The organism is Granulicella mallensis (assembly GCF_014203225.1).
Lineage (GTDB): Bacteria > Acidobacteriota > Terriglobia > Terriglobales > Acidobacteriaceae > Granulicella > Granulicella mallensis_A.
Genome location: NZ_JACHIO010000017.1, coordinates 60968 through 84359, shown reverse-complemented (window position 1 = coordinate 84359; position 23392 = coordinate 60968). Strand labels below are relative to the sequence as shown.

At 57.9% G+C, this 23392-nt stretch carries 16 protein-coding genes; 6 read left to right on the top strand and 10 right to left on the bottom strand.

All coding sequences use genetic code 11. From position 1 onward, the window contains the following. Positions 1-167: 167 nt before the first annotated feature. Together HDF15_RS18705 and HDF15_RS18700 are read right to left on the bottom strand one after the other, a co-directional pair. Positions 168-743: a ferritin-like domain-containing protein gene (locus tag HDF15_RS18705; protein ID WP_184258272.1), complete on the bottom strand. Its 576-nt coding sequence runs from the start codon at positions 741-743 to the stop codon at positions 168-170. 103 nt (positions 744-846) lie between these two features. Next, positions 847-2046, bottom strand: coding sequence for a DUF2252 family protein (locus HDF15_RS18700; RefSeq protein WP_184258270.1), 1200 nt, complete (start codon positions 2044-2046; stop codon positions 847-849). Between the two features lie 145 nt (positions 2047-2191). Here HDF15_RS18700 and HDF15_RS18695 point away from each other — a divergent pair, with 145 nt between their 5' ends. Beyond that, positions 2192-3865 (top strand): alpha-L-fucosidase, encoded by a 1674-nt coding sequence (locus HDF15_RS18695; RefSeq protein WP_184258268.1) that lies wholly within the window; start codon positions 2192-2194, stop codon positions 3863-3865. A gap of 539 nt (positions 3866-4404) precedes the next feature. Then, positions 4405-5787 carry a metallophosphoesterase gene (locus HDF15_RS18690; RefSeq protein WP_184258266.1) on the top strand — a complete coding sequence of 461 codons (1383 nt, stop codon included), beginning with the start codon at positions 4405-4407 and terminating at the stop codon, positions 5785-5787. A gap of 309 nt (positions 5788-6096) precedes the next feature. Here HDF15_RS18690 and HDF15_RS18685 read toward each other — a convergent pair whose 3' ends face one another. Next, positions 6097-6576 (bottom strand): MarR family winged helix-turn-helix transcriptional regulator, encoded by a 480-nt coding sequence (locus HDF15_RS18685; RefSeq protein WP_184258264.1) that lies wholly within the window; start codon positions 6574-6576, stop codon positions 6097-6099. Positions 6577-6748: 172 nt separating this feature from the next. Here HDF15_RS18685 and HDF15_RS18680 point away from each other — a divergent pair, with 172 nt between their 5' ends. Continuing rightward, positions 6749-7522, top strand: a complete 774-nt coding sequence (locus HDF15_RS18680; protein ID WP_184258262.1) for an alpha/beta fold hydrolase — start codon at positions 6749-6751, stop codon at positions 7520-7522. A gap of 388 nt (positions 7523-7910) precedes the next feature. Here HDF15_RS18680 and HDF15_RS18675 read toward each other — a convergent pair whose 3' ends face one another. Together HDF15_RS18675 and HDF15_RS18670 are read right to left on the bottom strand one after the other, a co-directional pair. Further along, positions 7911-8804, bottom strand: a complete 894-nt coding sequence (locus HDF15_RS18675; protein WP_184258260.1) for a LysR family transcriptional regulator — start codon at positions 8802-8804, stop codon at positions 7911-7913. Between the two features lie 83 nt (positions 8805-8887). After that, positions 8888-9361: a nuclear transport factor 2 family protein gene (locus HDF15_RS18670; protein WP_184258258.1), complete on the bottom strand. Its 474-nt coding sequence runs from the start codon at positions 9359-9361 to the stop codon at positions 8888-8890. A 547-nt stretch (positions 9362-9908) separates the two neighbouring features. On the opposite strand from HDF15_RS18670, the gene HDF15_RS18665 reads away from it, so the two are divergent. Continuing rightward, positions 9909-11357, top strand: coding sequence for a catalase (locus HDF15_RS18665; protein WP_184258256.1), 1449 nt, complete (start codon positions 9909-9911; stop codon positions 11355-11357). A gap of 340 nt (positions 11358-11697) precedes the next feature. Here the strand turns inward: HDF15_RS18665 and HDF15_RS18660 are convergent, their stop codons facing one another. From HDF15_RS18660 to HDF15_RS18645, 4 genes are all read right to left on the bottom strand, one after another. Continuing rightward, positions 11698-12123 (bottom strand): GNAT family N-acetyltransferase, encoded by a 426-nt coding sequence (locus tag HDF15_RS18660; RefSeq protein WP_311733144.1) that lies wholly within the window; start codon positions 12121-12123, stop codon positions 11698-11700. A 571-nt stretch (positions 12124-12694) separates the two neighbouring features. Further along, positions 12695-13615 carry a DMT family transporter gene (locus tag HDF15_RS18655; protein WP_260331176.1) on the bottom strand — a complete coding sequence of 307 codons (921 nt, stop codon included), beginning with the start codon at positions 13613-13615 and terminating at the stop codon, positions 12695-12697. Between the two features lie 29 nt (positions 13616-13644). Next, positions 13645-15045 (bottom strand): galactokinase family protein, encoded by a 1401-nt coding sequence (locus tag HDF15_RS18650; protein ID WP_184258251.1) that lies wholly within the window; start codon positions 15043-15045, stop codon positions 13645-13647. 81 nt (positions 15046-15126) lie between these two features. After that, positions 15127-15888: a DeoR/GlpR family DNA-binding transcription regulator gene (locus HDF15_RS18645; protein WP_014264825.1), complete on the bottom strand. Its 762-nt coding sequence runs from the start codon at positions 15886-15888 to the stop codon at positions 15127-15129. Between the two features lie 387 nt (positions 15889-16275). Between HDF15_RS18645 and HDF15_RS18640 the strand changes: the two genes are divergently transcribed. Both HDF15_RS18640 and HDF15_RS18635 read left to right on the top strand, forming a co-directional pair. Continuing rightward, positions 16276-19572 carry a TonB-dependent receptor domain-containing protein gene (locus tag HDF15_RS18640; protein WP_184258249.1) on the top strand — a complete coding sequence of 1099 codons (3297 nt, stop codon included), beginning with the start codon at positions 16276-16278 and terminating at the stop codon, positions 19570-19572. 71 nt (positions 19573-19643) lie between these two features. Beyond that, positions 19644-20462 carry a glycerophosphodiester phosphodiesterase family protein gene (locus HDF15_RS18635; RefSeq protein ID WP_014264827.1) on the top strand — a complete coding sequence of 273 codons (819 nt, stop codon included), beginning with the start codon at positions 19644-19646 and terminating at the stop codon, positions 20460-20462. 537 nt (positions 20463-20999) lie between these two features. Here the strand turns inward: HDF15_RS18635 and HDF15_RS18630 are convergent. Continuing rightward, positions 21000-23372 carry a TIM-barrel domain-containing protein gene (locus HDF15_RS18630; RefSeq protein WP_184258247.1) on the bottom strand — a complete coding sequence of 791 codons (2373 nt, stop codon included), beginning with the start codon at positions 23370-23372 and terminating at the stop codon, positions 21000-21002. Positions 23373-23392 lie beyond the last annotated feature (20 nt).

The window sequence follows — 23392 nt, the reverse complement described above, 5'->3', positions numbered from 1 at the left end:
GCCATCCGCTTTTCCTACAGGTCTTCGAGCGAGTAGCAGTCATGGCGGTTCTGGAAGAATGTCTGCGCGGGAATCAATGAAGTACATCGCCATCACGTCGAAGCACCAAAGCGAAGCCCCTGCCGCAGCAGGGGACTCGCCGGATGATCTTCGATTAGCCCTTAGATCTAGTTGAGATCTGGAGCGGCTTTTGCTTCGTCTTCTTTGCTCTTCTTCGCTGAATACTTTTCCTTGCCCGTCTTCGGCTTTTTGGGTTCTTCCGGCTCGCTGGCGCTCTGCTTCATAATCGGGCCGCCTGCTGCCGTGATCTTCTTCGCAGCGTTCAGCTCTTCTTTCAGATTGGAGTTGAGGAGTTTGGCGATCTTGGCCAGGCCTAAGGTGGTCGCCATGGAGATGCAGGCTTCGTAACCGGCGATCTCATAGTGCTCGGTTCGCAGTGCCGCGCCGATCAGGCCGGAATCGAACGATGCGCCTTCCTCGTCCTTCTCCAAAGCATCTTTTCCTTCTTCAATGACGCCTTCCATCCCATTGCAATGTTGTCCGGTCGGCTTTTCCCCTAGCTCAAGGAAGACCTTCTTCAGCCGCTCCACCTGGCCCTTGGTCTCCTCGAGATGGGCGGCGAAGAGCTGCTTCAACTTGGGGTTCTTCGCTCCCTTGGCGAGCTTCGGCAAAGCCTTTACCAGTTGGTTCTCCGCGCTATACATATCGCGGAGTTCATCGATCAAAACTTCCTTGAGTGCCATGTGTCGATTCTCCTTGTACTTAGAAGGATGCAAATCACGCGACTCGCGCGCACGCGTCAGGAGCAATCTCTCTAAGAGTCGATTGGGAGAACCGTCTCCGTGCCTAATGGTTCGTGGCGTAGAGCCTGCAATGTTCGAGGTACGCCGCCTCATGATCCGCGATGAGGGCGACCACGCTGGACCAGAGCCAGCTCGGTGCATCGAGGCTCTTCGAGTGCTGCTTTCTTAACTTGGAGAGCCAGGAGGTCTTCACCTTTACGCTCATCTGTCTCCCATGGGCCTTTCCAACGACGCCAGCCAGATAACGTGCCGCGGCTACCGCTTCTTCCTGGGTCAGGCGGTCCAGGTCGAACTTGAGATCCTGAGGCATCAGCTCCCGCATGACCAGGTCTTTGCCTCCGAGTCTGACGGCCAGCATGCGCTGTCCGAGGTTTGGTGAGAGCTCACACGCTCCGGTCACCACCCTTTGAGCATTGTTGTGGACTCTCATCCTGCCTTGAGGTGCCGCTGCCGACGTGGCCTCTTTCAAATCGAGGAGGCAGTAGCTTCGTTCGCTCTTCTTCCCGATTCCCAACAGGACGGCATACCGAAGCCGTCCCAAAGAACTGCATCCCTTCATCCAGTACGCTGCATCCACAACCGAAATTCTGGTCTTCGGCTTGCGTCCCTTAAATTCCAATATCTTTTTTACAACGCTCTCTTCCTCAAAGAGCGCCTTGATTCCGGCGCGCTCTTTCTCCTCCAGGGCCCAGAAGCGCTTGCCGAGCGGAATCACAGGTTTTACGTCTTCAATGCGTTCCTCGGCAAGATGGTGCCAGCGCCGCCGGCGCGATTGCCTGAGTACGGCCTGGATGGGCTCGAGACCATCACCGTTCGCCTTCATTGAGGCCTTCGGAGTGGTGAGCGCCTGTTCATACCCTTCGATCATCTGCTCCATCATCTTGACCACGGTGACCCCCGGCAGATCCGAGCCGCGCGCGGCAGTAGCCAGCGACAGAGCCAGGCGAACGAGGTCATGGGCCGGATTACCGACCACCGTCTGATCGAGGTCCCGAATCTGAATCTCGATATGGCCCTCTGCATCAGCCAGAGGCCCAATATTTCCGACATGGCAATCCCCGCAGATCCAGACCGGCGGGCCCTCCGGGATGCTCCGTGCCGAATGCTTCTTCAACCACTCATAAAAATGGAGAGTGTTGCCCCGAACATAAGCATGGGCTGATTGAGCCATCTTTGCTTGACGATTAGCAGTGAGAACCTTGGCCCGGTCGGTGGGTTTAACGGAAGGGACAGCTTTAGGCATCTGCTATTTGTACAGGAAATGTGAATAGAAGATGAACGCGACCGGTTTTCGGCATACAGCACGTCTCGCTGACTTGAGTCCTGTACCTCGCGTGCTGAGATCAGGCTTCCGTGCTTTGTTCTTCTAGGAAAGCTATGATTCGTATATGAAAATTGCCTGGCTAGCCCCTGTTCTTGCGATTACAGCTTTTGCGTCCGCGCAGAGCGCAGTGAAAGATCGTCCTGTGCCCGCTTCGCAGCCACGTCCGTCGCAGGCGACCGTGGCGCAGTGGCAGGACCGCAAGTTTGGCATGTTCATCCACTTCGGACTGTTTTCGGAGTTCGGCGGGGTTTATCACGGCAATCAGATCGACAACGGGTATAGCGAGCAGATCATGGCGAATGCTCCCATCCCTCTGGAGGAATACGCCGCCGCAGCCCAGACCTTCAATCCCACGAAATGGGACCCGGATGCCATCGTCGCTCTGGCCAAAGCTGCGGGGATGAAGTACATCGTCATCAAATCCAAGCACCATGACGGCTTCAATATGTTCGCTACAGCGCAGACGCGATACAACATCGTCGACGCGACGCCCTATCATCGGGATATTGTGAAGGAGCTCTCTGAAGCCTGCCGCCGGGGTGGACTCGCGTTCGGTGTTTACTACTCGTCTATCGATTGGCATCAGCCTGGTCTGGATCATTACATCGAAGGCAACAGCAATCCGCTAAGCGACGAACACGCTCGCTTCAATGCCGCGCAGTTGCGGGAGTTGCTGAGTCATTACGGCCCCATCAGCGAGATCTGGTTCGATATGGGCAAGCCCACTCCAGAGCAGAGCAATCTCTTTGCAACGACGGTCCACAAGCTGCAGCCACAGGCCATGGTGAGCGGACGCGTCTGGAACTACCAGGGCGATTTCACCGTCATGGGCGATAACCAGGTTCCCGAATATGGCATCGATGAACCCTGGCAGACTCCCGCGTCGATCTTTGGCGAGACGTGGGGGTATCGGTCCTGGCAGAAGCGTGAGAATGTCGACGGAAAAATTCAGGAGAACATTCTGAAGCTGGTTCAGGTCGTAAGCCGTGGAGGGAATTACATCCTCAACATCGGCCCGGAGGGCGATGGATCGGTTGTGCCGTATGAGGCCGAGGTGTTGCGCGGCGTAGGCGCGTGGCTGAAGCCGAATGGAGAGGCGATCTACGGTACGAGGTCATCGCCGTTCGGGAATCTGGGCTTCGGTTATGTGACGGTGAAGGACCATAGCGTTTATCTCTTCGTGAAAGACGCGACAGCCCCGATCATCCTGCCGCGCGCAGCCAGGACGAACGTACTGAGTGCGAGCCTTCTCCAGAACCACACCCCGCTGAGATTCGAGACACGAGGTGAGGATCTCGTCATCAAGGTAACTCCCGATCAGCTTTCAGGCTATCTGCCCGTGATCAAGCTCACGACCGCGCAGGGCCTTGTCGTGCGACACGATATTCCGCAGTGGAATCAACATGGAGCCCTCAAGCTGACAAGTGCGGAAGCAGAGAAGTACTTCAACTACAACGGCAGGGGCTATGAAGCACCTGCCACCCTCTACAAGATGCGTTGGTATCTTCCTGCAGGCTGCGCTCATGTCACGTTCCACACGGAGGGTCAGGGAACAGTTGCGCTGGTTGCGGACCACAAGGCGACAGAGATCTCACTCGCTGACGGAACCGAGCGTACGGTAACGGTCGGTGACGATAGAGTGCTGGAGATCACTCCCCCACAGCCCTTCGTAAAGGGAACACAGCTTGCTCTCCACATCCGCTCAATGGATGCGACCACTTGTGTAATGAGCCGTTAGTTTGTCGAAGAAGCCGTGTGGCCATCCATAGCGCGAAGCGCATTCCCTGATGCTTTAGCGTCAGGGAGTCGGAGGGAGCCGTAGCCTTTAGGCTACGGAATTCAGGCTTGGCAAAGATGTGGCCTTTAGGCCCGGGCCTTGTTTCGGTTGCGACCAAACTGCCCGGGGCTATAGCCCAATTCTTGCCTGACCTAATTTCCGTAGCCTAAAGGCGGTTGCCTCCCTTACCCTCCGCCCCGCAACGCTAAAGCGTTACGACTTGCGCTTCGCGCTGTGATGCCCAGGCCATCATCGTTCAGCGAATTAACTACTCACCGCACTAGAGCATTTTCCCTGTAGGTGTAGAGCGGGGCCTCGATCTTTATGGGTGTTTTCCCCAATGAAAACGCCGCTGCACGCCCGTTTCCGGATTCCCAGCAACAGGGAAAATGCTCTAGCCATAGTTAAAAAACTTTACGCTGATAGAGGATGAACAAACTGAAACACGGATGAAGTAGCATGCCTCCTAACATCATCCTTTTTGTCTTTGAGGCCCGCTCATGTCCAGTCCGAAGTCGTACGCCACGTATCGATCCCCGATCCTTTCGCTTTGGCAATCGGCTGTGCATGCGGTCCAGCTCAAGCATCAGGACGCGGCGTCTCCCCACGTCCTGAAAAGCTCAGTGGTCTCAACGACGCCTCCTCCCACGGAAGACGATTTGATGGCGCCGGCCCATCTCATCGGCGTGCCGCTCTCCGCAGGGCAACCGGCTCCCGCCGCAGTCACTTCACCACCGCCGGCCATCGTGTCCGAAGCTGTGGGCACCGCCGGGTTGGCGGTCGACTGCGCCGAGACGGCAGCCAGGTTTCTGTGGGCCGAGATGACGGGGAATCAGCAGAACTCAGCTATCTATGCAGCACAGTTGCGCGACAGCCCATGCAATGCGCTCGGCTGGTTTGAATGCGTGACAACCTATCTGGGCTTTAAGGCTTCGCTCGGCAGTCTGCCGTATCGGCCCAACCAGAACGTCGTCGTCACGATCCCCGATCAGGTTAAGATCGCGATTATCGGCGACTGGGGAACAGGTGGCTCGACGGCAACGAATCTACTGCAGCAGGTTGCCAGCTTCAAGCCGGACATCCTGCTACACCTCGGCGACATCTACTTTGCCGGCACGCAGAGCGAGGCGAACGATAACTTTCTTGCGATCTGCCGCCAGGTGCTGGGCAACATTCCGCTGTACAGTCTGTGCGGCAATCACGACATGTACTCGGGCGGCGACGGCTACTATTGGCTGCTCGATCAGATCGGGCAGAAGTCCAGTTACTTCTGCCTGCAGAACGACTACTGGCAGCTTCTCGCCATGGACACCGGTTATAACGACTGCGATCCGTTTACCGTGAACACTAATATGACCAGCCTGTATAACAAGAACGGTTGGAACGAAGCTGATTGGCACCTCGGCAAAATCCAACAGGCCGGCAATCGCAGGATCGCCTTGCTCTCGCACCATCAGTTGTTCTCGCCGTTCATCTCGGTGGGGAACAATGCTGCCGGTCAACCATCAGCCTATAACCCCAACCTCCTGGCTAACTTTCAAAGCGTTCTGCCCAAGGTCGACATCTGGTTCTGGGGACACGAGCACACGCTCGCTCTCTACGATCCGTATCTGGGATTAGTGCGCGGACGCTGCGTCGGCGCCTCGGCTGTGCCGGTCTTCACCAACCAGCAGGACTACATCGCCGATACCAGTCTCCTGAACGCCCAGGTAACAACGCTGCCTACCTGGAACCCCGCCGCGAACCTCGGGAGCACGGACGGTGACTACAACAACGCCTTCGCCATCATGACGCTCAATGGCGCAGAACCTGCTGTGGTCAACTACTACCAGGTCCCGCCCGATGGGGTGTACGAGCAGATTGCGTTCACGGACACGATCTGACGCGGTTCGCTGGTGCTTTTGCTGTTGTTATTGCCTTTGCTGTTGTTGTTGCTTTTGCTGTTGTTGTTGCTTTTGCTGTTGTTGCCTTTGCCTTTCTGGTTGTCATTCCGAGCGCAGCGAGGAACCTGCTTCCTCCCGTTTTTAACTCGTGCCGGTACAAGCTAAACCTCTTGCTTCTACCCACCATGCGAGTAATCCGAACGAAGAACAGGAGGAAGCAGCTTCCTCGCTATGCTCGGAATGACAACAAGAAAAGCAACAACAAAAGCGCCTTAAAATCGTCCCACGCGCTTTGACCGCGCAGCTCTTTTATTCATACCCCTCGACGGCTTTGATGAGATTGTTGCGCAGGGTGACGATAGCTTTCTGTACCTGCGGATATTCCTCGGCTGTCAGGCCGATAGCCTTGGAGAGGCTCATTCCCAGGCCTTTCTCTCTCAAGCGCCGTCCCGCGTCGGTCAGGCTTACAAAGACGCGGCGTTCGTCCTCTGCATCTCTCTGCCGCCGCAGATATCCCAGCGCTTCGAGCTTCTTGAGGATGGGGGTCAGGGTATTGGATTCGAGAAACAGCTTCTCCCCCAGGCTGCTCACCGTCTGGTTGTCTTCCTCCCAGAGCGCGACGATCGTGATGTATTGCGTATAGGTCAGTCCGAGCTTTTCGAGAATCGGCTTGTAGGCTTTCCCATACGCAAGGTTGGCTGAATAGACCGCAAAGCAAAGAAAATTGCTGAGTTTGGGGTTGGCTGGATCGGCCGGATCGATAAAAGGAACCTTCTTCTTCGCGTTCATAAGTGGGCCTCGTGAACTCCACGTAAATTTTATATCGCATACGATCAAATCGCAATTGACATAGAGCGGATCGGCAGGTAGATTTACATCGTGGTCGATTGAATCGCATGCGAGATATATTGTGCGATTGGAATCAACGCAGGTGAACAGAAATTCGAAAGGAAAATCTAAAATGAAAAAACTTGTTGCAGCTCTCGCCGTCGCCTTCGTCGCCCTCTCCGCTTCATCTGCAAAGGCAGTTGAACCCACAAAGCCAACGGTCGTCCTGGTCCATGGTGCTTTCGCGGATAACTCAAGCTGGAATGGCGTAGTCAAGATCCTTGAAAAGGATGGCTACACCGTTGTCGCGGCCTCCAACCCACTGCGCGGCGTGAAGAGCGACGCGGACTATGTCGCGAACATCGTTGCGGGAATCAAGACGCCTGTCGTGCTGGTTGGCCACTCTTATGGTGGATTTGTGATCAGTGAAGCCGCCTTCGGCAAGGACAATGTGAAGTCGCTGGTCTTTGTCTCAGCCATGGCTCCGGAAGCCGGTGAAACTGTCGGCGGCCTGTTAGGCAAGTTCCCTGGGGCCACCCTTGAACCCACGCTCGCTCCCCCGGTCGATCTTCCCGGTGGTGGCAAGGATCTCTACATCCAGCAGGACAAGTTCCACGACCAGTTTGCGGCCGACGTGCCGGAGCCAGAGACAAAGGTCATGGCTGCGACGCAGCGTCCGATCGCAGCGGCAGCTCTGGGTGAAGCCTCTACCGATCCAGCCTGGAAGACGATTCCGTCTTACTTTATCTATGGTGATAAGGACAAGAATATTCCTCAGCAGACAAGCATCTTTATGGCGGATAGAGCGCACTCGAAGCACACTGTCGCCATCAAGGGCGCTTCGCACGTCGTCATGATCTCCCACCCCAAGGCCGTGGCGGACCTGATTGAAGAAGCTGCGAAGTAACTTGATCTTCAAGCTCCATCAAGCCGGCGCGCACGATATCGTGCGCGCCGGTTGGCTTTAAGTAATTGCCCTGAATTCTTAGAACGAACCAAGAAAGATGGATGCTCCGATATGTTTTTGTTCGCATCCCCCCAGAATCGTCATCCTGAGCGGAGTAGCTCGCGTACTTTGCGAGCTACGCAGTCGAAGGACCCCGAGGGGCTCTATCTAGCCCATGAGGTCAGGACCTTTTCCAGCACAAAAATTCAGGCGCGAAAGCTTGAGGTAGAAAAGGTGCAAAGGGCATAGGCAAGATTGCAACGCTCGGGGTCCTTCGACTCCGCGTCCCCAAGGGCCGGGACGCTCCGCTCAGGATGACGTTTCTGAAGTCAGAGAAATAAAAATATAACTATCGTCCTGACCTACTCATCTCCGCAGCAATCTCCCGCAGCCACTGCGTAAATACCGTCAGAGATTTAAAGTTCGTCCCACCCTTGAGCCTCGTATAACCGATACGCCGAACCTGCGGCTTGGCCAGCGGCACGATCGAACAATCTTTTGCATGCGCCGCCGCCATCGAAGGTGCAATCGTAACGCCCGCTCCCGCAGCCACCAGCGGAAAGATCGATCCGAAGTGATTGGACTCGAAGGCCGGCGCCATCTCTGTCTTGCCGCGCTTGCACGCCATCAGCATATCTTCGCGAAAGCAGTGTCCCTCTTTGAGTAGCAGCAGCTTCTCTCCCGTCAGGTCCATCTTGCTGGCCAGCGGCTGGGAGACCAGCTTGTGGCCCTTGGGAGTAACCAGCACCAGCGGATCGCGGAGTAGTTCGCTGCACACCAGGTCAGCGCGTTTCATCGGAAGGCTGACGATGATGAGATCGAGATCGGCCGCCTGCAGCCTCTCCACAAGCCGTTCGGTCAGGTCTTCTTCAAGAGTGATCTCAATATCGGGATAACTCCTGGTGAACTCCTGCAATCGCGGCGCAACCAGGTAGGGAAGTACCGTTGGGATCACGCCGATGCGAAGCGATCCACGAGGCTCCGTCTCCAGTTGCCTCACCTGCGCCGTTGCCAGCTTGGATTGATGGAGGATGTTCTCCGCATAGGGATGAAAGACGGAGCCAGCCTGCGTCAGGCGAACCGAACGGCCAAGCCGCTCAAACAACTCCGCCCCAACAGATCTTTCGAGCCGACGGATCTGTTGGGACAGAGAGGGCTGAGCAATGCCCTCTTCCTCGGCGGCTTTCGTGAAGCTGCCGTTCTTTACGACGGAACAAAAATAACGGAGCTGATGGAGTTCCATGTTGCTCTTCCTGACAGGCCACTCAACGATCTCTGCTGAGTGGCCTGCCTGGCGAATGATTCAATTCGGTTGGGGCGTTGTTGTTAGAGTTCGAGATCGCTCAGGCTGGGATGATCGTCTGGCCTACGGCCGAGCGGCCAGTGGAACAGCCGGTCTGATTCCTTGATGGGCAGATCGTTGATGCAGGCATACCGATGATGCATCAATCCATCCGGAGCGAACTCCCAGTTCTCATTGCCATAGGAGCGGTACCAGTTACCTGCGTCGTCATGCCACTCATACGCAAAGCGAACGGCGATGCGGTCGCCATCGAAGGCCCAGAGTTCCTTGATTAATCTGTAGTCGAGTTCCTTGTTCCACTTCCTGCGCAGAAACTCGACGATCTGTTCACGGCCATTCACGAACTCAGCCCGGTTACGCCAGACGCTATCGACGGTATAGACCAGGGAGACCTTCTCCGGGTCGCGCGAGTTCCAGCCGTCTTCGGCTTTCCGTACTTTCTGAGCAGCCGTGTCGCGATCGAAGGGGGGAACGAGATTGGGAGCGGGCGTTGTCATAAGCGATCTCCTGTCGAGCAAGTGGGTAAGTCACAAAACCGGCGAGCTTCTAGGCCGCCATCTCAATACTAGTGAAAAGGCGTGGTCTTAGCCCCGAAGGGGCAAGATTGCGCAAAGAAAAGAAGTAGTTGCAGTTGTTTTTTGCCTTTGCAGTTGCAGTTGCGGTTGCATTTGTTTTTCTTGTTGTCATTCCCGCAGGGAATCTGCTTCTGCTTTTGCCTTTGCTTTTCTTGTTGTCATTCCGAGCGTAGCGAGTGAACCTGCTTCCTCCCGTTCTTCGTTCGGGTTACTCGCATAGCGAGTAGAGGCAAGAGGTTTGGCTGGTGCCAGCATAGTTTAAAAACGGGAGACAGCAGGTTCACTCGCTACGCTCGGAATGACAACAAGAAAAGCAAAAGCAAGGCATTCAAACTCACCTCAATCCCCAAAAGCATACTCACCACGCACTGCTCGATCTAGAAGCCTCCACCTATAAGACCCATAGGCTCCGCACACTACCTCCGCCAACCACCGCTGCCTATCTTGGTCTTCGAGGTGATACAGGCAGATGAAGAAGCTCACAACCAAATTTGGAGCCCCCGTCGACAACAACCAAAACATCGCAACCGCCGGCAAGCGCGGCCCGGCCTTGATGGAAAATGTGTGGCTCATCGAGAAGCTGGCGCACTTCGACCGCGAGGTCATCCCCGAGCGGCGCATGCACGCCAAGGGCGCTGGAGCCTACGGCACCTTCACCGTGACCCACGACATCACCCAGTACACCAAGGCGAAGATCTTCTCCGAAGTCGGCAAGCAGACTCCCATGTTCACTCGGTTCTCCACGGTAGGCGGAGAGCGCGGCGCGGCCGATGCCGAGCGCGACATCCGCGGATTCGCGATGAAGTTCTACACCGAAGAAGGGAACTGGGACCTCGTCGGGAACAACACCCCGGTCTTCTTCATCCGCGACCCCTTGAAGTTCCCTGACCTCAACCACGTCGTCAAGCGCGACCCACGCTCCGGCGTTCACAACCCTGACGCGAAGTGGGACTTCTGGTCGCTGCTCCCGGAGAGCCTGCACCAGGTCACCATCACGATGTCGGACCGCGGCATTCCGCGCTCCTGGCGGCACATGCACGGCTTCGGCAGTCACACCTACAGCTTCATCAACGCGGAGAACAAGCGCTTCTGGGTGAAGTTCACCTTCAAGACCCAGCAGGGCATTCAGAATCTCACCGATGCCGAGGCGGAGAGCCTGATCGGCCGCGACCGTGAGAGCCATCAGCGTGACTTGTTCGAGTCCATAGAGAAGGGGGACTTTCCGCGCTGGAAGCTGTACGTCCAGATCATGCCCGAAGAAGACGCGAACACCTATCGCATCCATCCCTTCGACATCACCAAGGTCTGGCCTCACGCGGACTATCCGCTGATCGAAGTCGGAGTCATGGAGCTGAACCGGAATGCGGAGAACTTCTTCGCGGAGGTCGAGCAGGTGGCGTTCGCGCCGACCAACATTATTCCCGGCATCGGATTCTCGCCCGACAAGCTGCTCGCGGGGCGGCTCTTCTCCTACGGCGACGCCCAGCGCTACCGTCTCGGCGTCAACCACGATCACATCCCCGTCAATGCTCCCCGGTGTCCGGTTCACAGCTACCACCGCGACGGCGCTATGCGAACCGACGGCAACGGTGGACGAACGATCAGCTATGAGCCGAACCGCCACGGCGAATGGCAGGAGCAGCCGGACTTCTCCGAGCCGCCGCTGGCGATCAACGGAGAGGCCGCGAAGTTCGACTTCCGCGAGGATGACGACGACTACTTCTCCCAGCCGGGCATTCTGTTCCGCCTGTTCACGCCGGAGGAGCAGCAGCGGTTGTTCGAGAACACGGCACGGGCAATCGTTGGCGCCTCGCAGATCGTCCAGGAGCGCCACATCTCGAACTGCAGCAAGGCTGATCCTGCCTACGGTGCGGGTGTGGCAAAGGCGCTTGTGGAGCTGCAAAAGCAATCAGCTTGAGGAGTTCCTCTATGGGCGCTCCCTAGGCCCTTACGAACCCTACCCCTAACTTGTCATCTCGACCGGAGGCGCGCTTTTTTTCGCCGCCGTCTATTCGAGAACCTTAGGTGGAGGCAGAAGGGGATTGCGAGTCACAAATCCCAGCCCCGCAGGGGCGGCTCCATCACAGCCCAGGGTGAAACCCTGGGTTACGGAGCTGAGGGATGCAGAGCCCTGAAAGGGCGATCTATCGAAGCAGCCACGATAGATCGCCCCTTCAGGGCTCTACCTTTGTGGCGATTCGCCAACCCAGGGTTTCACCCTTGCCGCAGAGCGCGATGCAAATGTTTGTGGCGCCCCGCTAAGAAAGCCGCTCCATATAGCTGTCCGGCTGCGAGGCGAAGCGAAAGTCGAGCTTCAGGTAGAACGTCTGGGCATCGTGCGTGATGAGGGCGATCCGTTTGAGCGGCTTCAGCTCCGGATGCTCCAGCACGCAGCGGACCAGCCACGATCCCAGGCCCTGCCCCCGCCGCTCTTCCACAATGAAGACATCGCAGAGATAGGCGTAGGTGACATAGTCGGTGATGACCCTGGCCAGGCCGATCTGGCGGTCGCCTTCCTTCAGTGAAAAGCAGAGGGAGCTGCGCAGGGCGCGGTCGAGCGACTCCTGGGTCAATTCCGTCCACCACTTCGCCTGCGTAAGAAACCCGTAGATTGCCTCTGGATCAAGGTCGCCGGGGTCGGTCGATACAACAAAGCCGTTCTGTTCTCGGAGAAAATAATTCACATTACCCACTGGACCCTCTTATCTGCGAGGCCCCGCCGCTTACGTTGAGCGAACAGGGGATCTCGTACAGAAAAGCCACAAAACAGAAGGATAATCCTTGTGAGAGATTTTCGCGGGTATTATGTTAAAAATTAACAATTCAGGCGTTAGAGCTTCCCTGAAATAAATGATCTCTGAGAGAGACCAAAACCGTGCAAGCAGTTTGTTAAGGCACAGATCGGAAGGGCACGGTTTCAACCGTGCCGCAAAACGGCGAACCGAAGACTTACACCGCTCTGCCGAAGGCTGGAGTGAAGGCGAAGCCGGAGCGACTGAATTGCTTTCTTTGGCCGTGGCGAAACCAATCGCCCCAGCCTCGAATACATCCTTGGAGAACCCTGCACAGCCTTGGCGGTACCGAAGAAAGCAATTCAGTCGTTACGGCTGCGCCTTCACTCCGGCCTTCGGCAGAGATGTATTGCCCCTTAATCCAGCTTTGGCGGCACGGTTGAAACCGTGCCCTTCCGAAGCTTGCCACAAGAAGCCATTTGCACACTTCAATCTCTTCTCGAAGCGCAGTCTGACGAAATAACTAAGACGTTCGCAGCCCATTCCCCTGCGGCTCGGAATAGTCGAATCGAAACAGCATCAACGTCGCGACAAGCACGATAGCCGATCCCAAAAACTCCCTCGGAACCAGCCGCTCGCCCAGAATGCTGAACGCCAGAGCGACACCGAACAGCGGCATCAGATACAGCGATGCCGACGCAATCACGACATCGACCGTCCCCAGCGCCCGGAGAAAGAACACCATCGACAGGCCATAGAAGAAGATCGCTAAATATCCCAGCGCTCCCCATTGAACCACCGTGAGGTGGGCCAGGTGGCTGAGGCAATGCGGTTCGAACACAAAAAGAACAGGCAGGCTGAAAACCGTCGTCGGCAGATAGCTGAAGAACAGAATCTCGATGCCTGAGAAGTGATTCAGGAGCCGCTTCGAGTAGACGTTGTAGAACGCGGAGCCCAGGCATCCAGCCGCGATGAGCAGGTTTCCGGCCAGTGCATGGTTGCGCGTTCCTGCACTGGACACTCCATTCAGGGGCGAGAGCAGAAAGACTCCCGCGAGGCCGAGCAGCAGCACACTCACGCGAAGAGCGGAGAGCCGTTCGCGCAGCAGCCACACGGCGATCAGCGCGCCGAAGATCGGGATCAGAAGGCTGAGGATGGCGCCGTTCGAGGCCGTCGACCAGCTGATGCCGAGGGTCATCCCCACCTGGGCCATGAGCTGGCCGCAGATGCCGGCGAGAAAGAACTCGCGGCGCAGCGTCCACGCGGCCTTGAACTTCTGGGCGACGTCTCCACGGAGGCACAGAAGACCCAGGCCGAGGAACGTGATGAAGTAAAGCGGAAGCAGGGCCGTAGCCAGCGGACCAAGTCCCCCGGCCAGCAGTTTGACCGCAACCCCCTGTCCGGCCCACAGAAGGTTGGCGACGATCAGCAGCAGAACTGCCAAAAGCAGACGCGTGTTCCGTGTCGAACGCACTAGGCCATTCCCTGAAGCGAGGCGAGCTGTAGCGTGCGAGCCGCAAAGGCATCGACGCCGCTGGAGCTGCCCTCAAAGAGGTGAGGCATCCTGCCCTGTTCGGCTGCGTACTCCTGTGCGATCCGCTCAATGGCACGCTGATCTTCAGGCCCGGAGCGTCCCAGGATGGCCACCACGCCACCCGCGCCGCCACCGGTCATCTTGGCGCCGGGAAAGCCTGCTTTGCGCGCGCGCGATACCAGCTCATCGCAGGCCGGGGAGCTAAGGCCGCATTCGGCATAGGCGACGTGCGACTGGCAGAGGATCTCGCCGATGAGCTGGAGCGTGCTATCCGATACGCTGCCCTGAAGCAGCGTGTACACCGTCTGCACGCGGAGATTCTCCTCCGTCGCGTATCGAACCGCTGCACGGACGGGATACTCCGCAACGGGATCAAGGGGGGTGAAGGGATCAACATGTTCGCCGGCCCGCGCCAGGAACTCGCGTCCACTGATCGACTCTGGCAAGCCTCGTTCGAAGCGCGCGCGATACTCCGAGGGCGCGAGATTCGAGAGGTAGCCGTTCCAGCGAGAATCCGTCCAGCGGGGAATTCCCGATACCTGCTCCGGAATTACTGCGAGGCCTTCCTGCTGGCAGATCAGCTTGTATCCCATGAAGGCGGCGGCGCGGGCGATCTCGTAGGCCGCGCCGGTCGTCGAACGGGGAGCCATCGAATCGATGCCCCAGAGACGCAGGCCATCGGGCAGCTTCACCGGAGCAAAGGGCCGGCAGGGCTGGCAGAGCAGGGGAAGAAGATGATTCTCTTTGCCCAGCACAATCGCCGCCTGGTCCATGATGCCGCACGCTGCACCGACCACAACGTTCTCTACCCACTGCCCGGCCGTTGCCAGCGCGACACCATCGAGCGAAACTCCCCATGCCGCCGAGGCCGCTTTGAGCACTGCGATCTCAAGCGCCGCCGAGGAGCTGACTCCCTTGTTCGGAGGCAGGTCTGAGGCCAGAAAAAGATCGGCCCCGGTGCTACACCCATAACGGCTCTTCAGAAAATGGAGTGCGCCGAGCACATAGCAGGCCCAGCGTGAACCTTCTCTTCTATGGCAGAGCAGGCGCAGGCTCGCCAGATCATCCAGGTCGCCCGCACAAAATTCAAGGGAACTCTCCCAGCCGAACTCCGCAGCGCCGGGATTGAGCAGACGGATCGCATCGTCGGCACGCGGCTGCATCGCAACCCACACGGCCTCACGGAGAAGGCCCTGCAGCACCATGCCGCCGGTGTAGTCGACGTTGCCTCCCATCACATCGAGACGGCCAGGCGCACGCGCGATCCATAGCGGCTTCTCTGGAGAAAAGAAGTCGTACGTTGCGACGGTGGTGGCAACCTGATCTTCGAAGATGCTCAATTCCGGCTGGCTCTCTCGACGGGAGATGACATTCTCTTTTTCAGGCTACCGAATTGCTATACACAGAACGTTAATAAAAGCTCATTCCGCCACCTGAACCTGCGTAATTTGACGCAACCGTGCAAGATCTTCCGCAGAGATGTCCTTATCGGTCAGGATCAGGTCGCAATCCTCGATTCCGCAGAGGCGATACGTGGCCTCGGTGCCGATCTTGCTGCTGTCGACGACCAGCACTCTCCGCTTGCCGGCCTGCAGCATCTCGCGCTGTGCATCGGGGTCGTGGACCATGATGCCGCGCGTGAACGAGACCGCCGCCGCACCAAAGATGATGGTGTCCGCGCAGATCGAGGTCAGGCTCTTGCCGACGGCATGTCCGATGAGGTCGTGGCTGCTCGAACGATAGACGCCGCCGGTCAGCTCCACCCGGATATCCTCGGCCGAGGTGAGCTCTTCGAGCACCGCCAGCGAAAAGGTGAAGACAACAACATTGCGCCGTGCACGCAGCTCCCTGGCCACATAGAGCGTGGTCGTTCCCGAGTCGAGAACCACGGACTCTCCGTCATGAACCAGTGCGGAGGCTGCCGCGCCGATGCTGCGCTTGGCATGCGACATCTTCTGCAGGCGTTCGAAGAAGCTCCGCTCCGCGCCCCGCCAGTTTTCAATTCGTGCCCCACCGGGAATTCGAATGACCTGCCCGGCTTCGACCAGCTTTTGCAGGTCACGCCGAATCGTCATCTGCGACACGTGAAAGGTCTCCGCGATCTCCCCGATCGAGGCAGATGTGTTTATTTTTAACATTTGAACGATCGACTCTAGCCGGGAGCGTTCTGTGATCTCACTCATGTTGTCCGTTTCCCAAAGGTAAGTTTAGCGATTGTTCTACGAATTTTAGCCTATTTTCAGACGAAAACAAGAAAGCCTGCATTTTCTTTACCGCGAATCCAGATAAGCCATATGTCTACGTTGTGTAACTTTTTCTCATGATGCGGCAAAAGTTTGTCCCTTATTAACATTTCTTTGTTACGGTCTTCTCATCGCAACTGAAGTACGTCGCGTCTGCTCACCACGCACGGGAGCATTCGCGGTTTTATCGTTCTCGATCCTGAGTCTTCCCGACGAACGCATCTTCCAAACTTTGGGGTTTCTATGAATTGCGTCCTGCCCGCATCTACTGCAACTGTCTGTCTGCAATCCGGTATCGTTCGCCGATCCTATGGTAGCGACAAACGAATGAGCTGCCGAGTCTTTCAGACTTTCTACGGACTGGCATTGTTGTTTGCCCTGATCGTTTCCGGTGGCGTTCTCCAGGCTCAGACCTTCTATGGCTCCATCAGCGGCGTCGTCAAAGATCCCAGCGGAGCGGTGGTGTCGGAGGTCGCTGTCACCGTGCACGAGAACCGCACTGCGACGGAGTACAAGAGCCTTACCAATAAGGCTGGCAGCTATCGCGTCTCCTTCTTGAAGCCGGGCGGCTATACCGTTCGCTTTGAAAAGGATGGTTTCGCACAGTACATTACGGACGAGCTCAACATCGTCCTGAACCAGGAGCTCGTCGTCGATGGAGCGCTGAAGGTCGGCGCGAACTCCGAGGTCATCACGGTCACCGGCGCCGCGAGCCCGCTCAACGCCACCAATCCCCAGGTGGGCGGCGAACTCAGCACACAGGAGCTGATCGATCTCCCCGAAGAGACCAGCACGAAGGGTGCGAACGAGTTCCTGCTGACCAAGACCTTCGCAGGCGTCGCCAGCACCAGCCAGGACTACTCGAACGTGAATAACGTCTCGCTTGGCGGCGGAAGACCGGTCACGAACCCCATCATCATCGACGGTCTGCCCAGCAACATGGGAGTCGACGGCACCTACGGCCTCATCCCCACGCCGGACTCCACGGAAGAACTCCAGGTTCTGACCTCGCCGTTCTCGGCCCAGTACGGCCAGAGCGGCGGCGGCGCTATCCTGACCACCACCAGGTCCGGCACGGATAGATTTCACGGTAGCGCCTTCGAGTCCTACAGCTCGCAGGATCTCGTTGCTCTGGGCTACTTCACCGCTCACGGCACCGTCACACCGCCCCAGTCCTTCAATTACTTCGGAGGATCGATTGGTGGCCCGGTCTGGATTCCAAAGATCCTCGACGGCCGCAAGCATCGCCTCTACTTCTTCACCGACTGGGAAGACACGCTCACCCACGCAACTAGCCCGCTTAATAGCGACGTGCCTACCATGGCAGAGCTCGGCGGAGACTTCTCCGGCATCTCACCCCAAAATCAGCCGACACCCACCATCTACGACCCCAACACCACGACCGTCGTCAACGGCAAGATCACCCGTACCCCCTTCAAGGGAAACATCATTCCGAAGGCGCGGCTCGATCAGGTAGGTCTCAATCTCAGCTCGTTTTTCCCACAACCGAACTGCAGCTATCTGACCTACAACTATTGCATCAATCCCGTATCGGTCAGCAGCTATCTCTATAACGCTGACCGCATCGACTACAACGCCTCCGACTACGACCACATCTGGGCGAAGTTCTCGCGCGACGGCCCAACGAACCAGCCCACCATCGATATTCCTAACGCTGCCAACACCTCGGCGCTAGGCGGTTGGGTCGATGACCACTACGCTGTCTCCTGGAGCCATATCTTCTCGCCGCGCATCTCCAACGAGGCTCGCTTCGGCTATGTCTCGGAAGAGAACTTCAGCACCCCGGCGACGGCGGATGCCAATGCCATCGGTCTTCAGGGTGTTCCTCTCACCCAGTTCCCCAGCATCTCCACCAGCCAGTACATCAGCTTCGGCGCAGGCTCCTTTGCCAGGACGAGGGACGGCCACTACATCCTGAACGACGCCATGGTCCTGCAGATGGGCCGTCACAGCCTCTCTATTGGTGGCGAGTTCATGCGCTACGCCTACAGCTACTACACCCCCGGCGTTCTCTCCGGAAGCTATGGCTTCACGGGGACCTTTACCACCGCGGGCGGTCAGTCCGGACTGGGTCTTCCCGATCTCGAACTGGGCATTCCCGCAAGCGCGTCGATCAGCACCACCAATACGATCTTTCACGAAAACCTGAACTACTTTGCGGGCTATGTCCTGGACGACTACAGGGTCTCGACGAAACTCACGGTCAACCTCGGTCTGCGTTACGAGTTCGATGGACCGTTCTCTGAAGAGCACAACAATATGTACACCTTCAATCCGAACATCATCGACCCCGCAACGCAGAAGCCGGGCGGGATTGAATTCGCCGGCAACAACGGAGCGCCCCACAGCCTGATCCCGAATATTTACACCGGCATCCTGCCGCGCGTCGGCTTCAACTACCATGCCGCGCATAACATCGTGGTTCGTGGCGGCTATGGAATCTACGAGCTCCCGAGCATCGGCTTCGGTACTGCGGGGCTCACCTCCGCTTCTACTGTCAGTGCCAGCTTCCAGAGCTCCGATCCTGGCGTTACTCCGGCCTTCGAGTTGTCGCAGGGCGTCCCGGCATACGGTCCCAACGTAGGCCCGGACGGCGAGCCGCTCATCCCGACCAGCCTCACCAAGCCTTCCTTCAGCCCCACGGAACTGCCGCAGCACGCTGTGCTTCCGTATCTGCAGGAGTGGCAGTTCGGCGTACAGCAGGACCTCGGTCATGACTGGATCGCGGAGCTCGACTACGAGGGCAACCACGGTGTGCATCAGCCGATCGAGCTGCCCATCAACCAGATCAATCCTCCCGCTGGCTGCTGCTTCGGCGTATCGAATGCCCAGAGCCTCCGGCCCTTCCCCCAGTTCCTTACCGTCACCGCACTGACCAATGGAGGTGCGTCAAAGTATGCCGCTCTCCTGGCGACGTTGAGCCACCGCTGGAGCAACGGCATCTCGGTTCGCGCGGCCTATACCTGGGCGCATGCAACGGACGATGTCGATGCACCGGCCCGCGCAGATGCCGCTCCGGTGCAGAACGTCTACAACCTCCACGCCCAGTGGGGAACTGCTATGACGAACGTTCCGCAACGTTTCTCTCTCTCCGCGGTCTACGCGCTGCCGATTGGTTCGGGCGGCAAGTTCCTCGCGAACATGCCGGTCGTCTCCCAGGCGATCGGGCACTGGAAGATCAGCACGGTGGCCCAGTTCCAGAAGGGCTATCCCTACTTCATCTCCCAGACCAACGAGCTTGGTACCTTCTCTGGTGCTCAGTACGTAACGCAGGTGGGCAACCCCAATCTGTCACGCGGTTCGCGGACGGTGCAGGAGTGGTTCAACACCAAGGCCTTCGCGATTACTCCTGCGGACACGTTGGGCAATGCGCCACGCGCCGCGCTTTATGGGCCGGGCCAGAATGTGTGGGACCTCAGTCTCATGCGTGAGGTTCCACTCTGGAAGCACGCCGGTCTGAGCTTCCGCGTCGACGCTCACAACGCCTTCAACCATCCGCAGTTCTCCGGCCTGGGTACGACAATTACCAGCGCCAACTTCGGCCAGGTTACGGGCGCACAGGATCCGCGCATGCTGCTTCTCATCGCTCGCCTTAAGTTCTAAAGCCGCCTGACAACAGAGATTTCAACGAACAAAACAACAAGAGAAATTCGGAAAATAAAGAGGACAACAAAATGCGTCATTCCATCACGAAGCTACTGATCGGCTACACCCTCGCAGGCGGCGTTGCCTGCGCCCAGACCGCATGGACCCCGAAGGACGATGCGAAGACCATCAAGGTCATCTCCCATCGCGGTGAGCACCTCCATCATCCCGAGAACACGATGCCTGCCTTCCAGGCCGCCATCGATGCCGGCGCCGACTACTTCGAGCTCGACGTCCGCACCACCTCGGACGGCAAGTTCGTCATCATGCACGACGGCACGCTGGACCGCACCACCAACGGCACCGGTGAAGTCCACAAGCACACCTTCGACGAGATCCGTGCTCTCGATGCGGGAGCCAAGTTCGGTGCTGCCTTCGCCGGAACCAAGGTCCCCACCCTCGACGAAGCCTTCGATCTCGCACACGGCAAGATCAACGTCTACGTCGACACCAAGTACGCCGATCCCCAGCAGCTCGTCGATACGATCGTGCGTCACGACATGCAGGATCACGTCGTGGTCTACGGCAATCCCTTCTTCCTCTACGAGGTTCACAAGATCAAGCCGACGCTGAAGGTGATGCCGGAGACGATCAGCCCCGACATCTGCAAGTTCCTGGTGCGCGGCATGCAGCCACAGGTCCTGGCCTTTGATGCGAACGACTTCAAAGACCCGGTCATCGCCTGCGCGAAAGACGCCAACGCGAAGATCTACGTCGACCGCCTCGGCGATGCCGACAACCCGGAGACCTGGCAGAAGGCCATCGACCTCGGCGCCAACGGCATCCAGACCAACCTGCCCGCAGAGCTGGCTACCTATCTGCGTGCACACAATCTGGCGACCCACTAGAGACAGGATGGCTATCTTTGTAGATAGCCATTGTTTTTCTTCAACTATTTCAAACATTGTCATCTCGACCGGAGCATGACGGCTTTATGTCATGCGTAGTGGAGAGACCCCTGTATTTTGCCCGGAGCAGCGTTGCGGCTACGGGCGAGATACAGGGGCCTCTTAATGCTGACCGTGTCACAAGCGGTCTGTCTCGCACTCTGCGGTTAGAGGCCCTTCGCCTCTGTTCTTGCTCACGCCCCCACAGAATCGTCATCCTGAGCGAAGCACCTCGCGCTTTTTGCGAGGTGCGCAGTCGAAGGACCCCGAGGGGCTTGGTCTCATCCCATGCTATCGGGACCTTTTCCACGACGAAAGCCCAGGCGCAGGCGCTTGAGATAGAAAAGGTGCAAAGGCCATAGGTAAGATTAAGCCTCTCGGGGTCCTTCGACTCCGCGTCCCCAAAAGCTGGGACGCTACGCTCAGGATGACGCTTCGAGGGTGAAATCAAATTAAAATCGGTGGCTCCGATTTCTCAGACACTATCTGAAACTTCACTCACTTCTTTCCCACCCCCACCACCATCACAACCCCCTCACCCGCCCACGCCGCCGCCCCCGTCTGCTCCAACTTACCCTTCGCCTCCGACCAATGAAGACGCGTAATCTCACTCTTACCCTCTTCATACGCATACGTCTTGCCATCGTCCCTATAGAGCGTGAAGTCCCCATTAGCCCCGGGATAAACCCGCACGCTTTCGATCGCCTGCTTCTGCTCCGTGCTCTCGATCGGCGCACCCAGCGGCAGAATCGAACCGGCCCGCACAAAGACCGGAATCGTATCGATCGCGGCGGCAACTTCCACACGCTGTCCGCCATGAACACGTTCGTTCGTCCAGAAGTTGTACCAATCGCTGCCCGCAGGGAGATACACGGATCGGCTCGTCGCGCCCTGTTTTGTAACCGGAGCCACTAACAGCGCAGGCCCGAACATGAACTCATCGCCGATTGCGGCTGTGTTGGGATCGCTGCCGAAGTCCATGAACAACCCACGCATGAACGGTGCTCCGGTCTGATGCGAAAAATATCCGAGCGAGTAGATGTACGGCATGAGTTGATAGCGCAGCTTCAGATATTTCTCAAGGATAGGCTCGGCCTGTTTGCCATAGGACCAGACCTCGTTAAAGTTGCGGCTTCCATGCGCGCGCATCGTCGGCTGAAACGTCGCATACTGAAACCAGCGCACATACAGCTCGGGATAGTCGTCGTAGTGATTCACGTTCTCGCGTGCATCGCTGGGATCGATCAGCGGCGGATGCGCGGGCGTGTGCGAGTAGGGAAGATACTGCCACCCGCCGATGTCGGTGCTCCAGTACGGCATGCCTGAAGCCACAAAGTTCAGTCCCGTCGGCACCTGCCGTCGTAGCGTGTCCCACGTCGGAGCGATGTCCGACGACCAGAAGATCGCGCCGTTATGCTGTGCTCCCAGGTAGGCATCGCGCGAGAGGATCAACGCGCGCGTCTGCGGCAGGTCGCGCCGGAAGCCGTCATACAGAGCCTTCGTGTGGAAGTAGGGATAGACATTGAAGTACTCCGTCCCCGGCCCAACGTGCAGATAACTCCCATTGGGCGGCAGGTCGGGCTCCGTTTCATCGGCCCAGAACGAATCGAAGCCTTTGCTCACAAAGTTTTCGCGAATCGTATCCCAGTACCATCGCGCTGCTTCAGGATTCGTCGTGTCGATATCGGAGCCCGCGCGATCGTACGGCAGGCCATTGGTCGGCGTTCCGTCAGCAAGGTGCTCGAACCAACCCTTCTTGAGCAGCAGATCGTAGTAGCGGTCCTCCGGCACAAAGCGCGGCCACACGCTGATCATGCTGTGAAAGCCCAGCTTGTGCAGCTCCGCGTTCATGGCCGTCGGATCGGGCCACTGCTTCGGGTCCATATCCATCTGCCCCATCTTCGTGAAGTAGAACCAGTCCACCACCATCACGTCGGCCGGCAGATGCCGGTCGCGATAGCCATGCGCCACATCGAGCAGCTCTTTCTGCGAGGCATAGCGCTGCTTGCACTGGATGTACCCATAAGCCGATTTCGGCAGCATGGGCACGCTGCCGGTAAGGCTGCGATACCCCTCATAGAGCTGGTCGTACGTGTCGCCCACAATCACGAAGAACGAAACCCGCTGGCCCACCTGCGATGTCCAGCGCGTCTGCTCGTTGAACGCGAAGTCCACGCGCGTCTTCGACGGGTTGTCCCACAGAATCGCGTAGCCCTTGTTCGTCACTACAAAAGGAACACAGACACTCGGACCACCTGCGGCTGTGTAGTCGTGCGCGCACTCCAGGGAGTGGCTGCGCAGGTCCAGAAAACCCTGCTGGTTCTGTCCCAGGCCATAGTAGTGCTCATCCTCGGGAGCCGCGAACGTTGCACCTACCTCAAAGTAAGGATCGTCTCCCTCTCTGCGGTCGTTGAGCACCGCGGCGCTGCCGTCCTTGTGGTTCGGTACGGCCATCTCCCAATCGTTCATGCGCAGAATCGGTTTGCCGTCGGGCGTATCGATGCGCAGGCCCACGTGGGGTGCGGAGCCATTGAAGTACCGGGCGATATCGGCACTGGTGCCACTGGCCTTCCCATGGCCCTCCGGCGCAACCTGCACTACCATCCGGCTGGAGCGAAAGCTGTTCTCGTTGGCTTGGGTAGATTGCGTCCATCCCGTCCCATTCGGCGCAGCCGTGATGCCCACACCCGGAGACTTCAGTGCGTACGTTTTATCGAGACTCATCGTAACGCGGAGGATATTCGGAGCATAGCCCTCCAGCACCACCGTCGCGTTGCCGCGCGTGAGTACCGCCTGCTGGGCCATGGCCGTACCGCAGAAAAGAGAGGCGGCAAGAAAGGTAGAGCTCGTGCATCGGCGAAAGAAGGACATCAACAATCTCCAGAAAAACA

What these genes read in the sequence shown, in the direction of transcription:
- HDF15_RS18705 (WP_184258272.1), bottom strand. Translation starts at nt 743, where the DNA reads ATGGCACTCAAGGAAGTTTTGATCGATGAACTCCGCGATATGTATAGC.
- HDF15_RS18700 (WP_184258270.1), bottom strand. Translation starts at nt 2,046, where the DNA reads ATGCCTAAAGCTGTCCCTTCCGTTAAACCCACCGACCGGGCCAAGGTT.
- HDF15_RS18695 (WP_184258268.1), top strand. Translation starts at nt 2,192, where the DNA reads ATGAAAATTGCCTGGCTAGCCCCTGTTCTTGCGATTACAGCTTTTGCG.
- HDF15_RS18690 (WP_184258266.1), top strand. Translation starts at nt 4,405, where the DNA reads ATGTCCAGTCCGAAGTCGTACGCCACGTATCGATCCCCGATCCTTTCG.
- HDF15_RS18685 (WP_184258264.1), bottom strand. Translation starts at nt 6,576, where the DNA reads ATGAACGCGAAGAAGAAGGTTCCTTTTATCGATCCGGCCGATCCAGCC.
- HDF15_RS18680 (WP_184258262.1), top strand. Translation starts at nt 6,749, where the DNA reads ATGAAAAAACTTGTTGCAGCTCTCGCCGTCGCCTTCGTCGCCCTCTCC.
- HDF15_RS18675 (WP_184258260.1), bottom strand. Translation starts at nt 8,804, where the DNA reads ATGGAACTCCATCAGCTCCGTTATTTTTGTTCCGTCGTAAAGAACGGC.
- HDF15_RS18670 (WP_184258258.1), bottom strand. Translation starts at nt 9,361, where the DNA reads ATGACAACGCCCGCTCCCAATCTCGTTCCCCCCTTCGATCGCGACACG.
- HDF15_RS18665 (WP_184258256.1), top strand. Translation starts at nt 9,909, where the DNA reads ATGAAGAAGCTCACAACCAAATTTGGAGCCCCCGTCGACAACAACCAA.
- HDF15_RS18645 (WP_014264825.1), bottom strand. Translation starts at nt 15,888, where the DNA reads ATGAGTGAGATCACAGAACGCTCCCGGCTAGAGTCGATCGTTCAAATG.
- HDF15_RS18640 (WP_184258249.1), top strand. Translation starts at nt 16,276, where the DNA reads ATGAGCTGCCGAGTCTTTCAGACTTTCTACGGACTGGCATTGTTGTTT.
- HDF15_RS18635 (WP_014264827.1), top strand. Translation starts at nt 19,644, where the DNA reads ATGCGTCATTCCATCACGAAGCTACTGATCGGCTACACCCTCGCAGGC.
- HDF15_RS18630 (WP_184258247.1), bottom strand. Translation starts at nt 23,372, where the DNA reads ATGTCCTTCTTTCGCCGATGCACGAGCTCTACCTTTCTTGCCGCCTCT.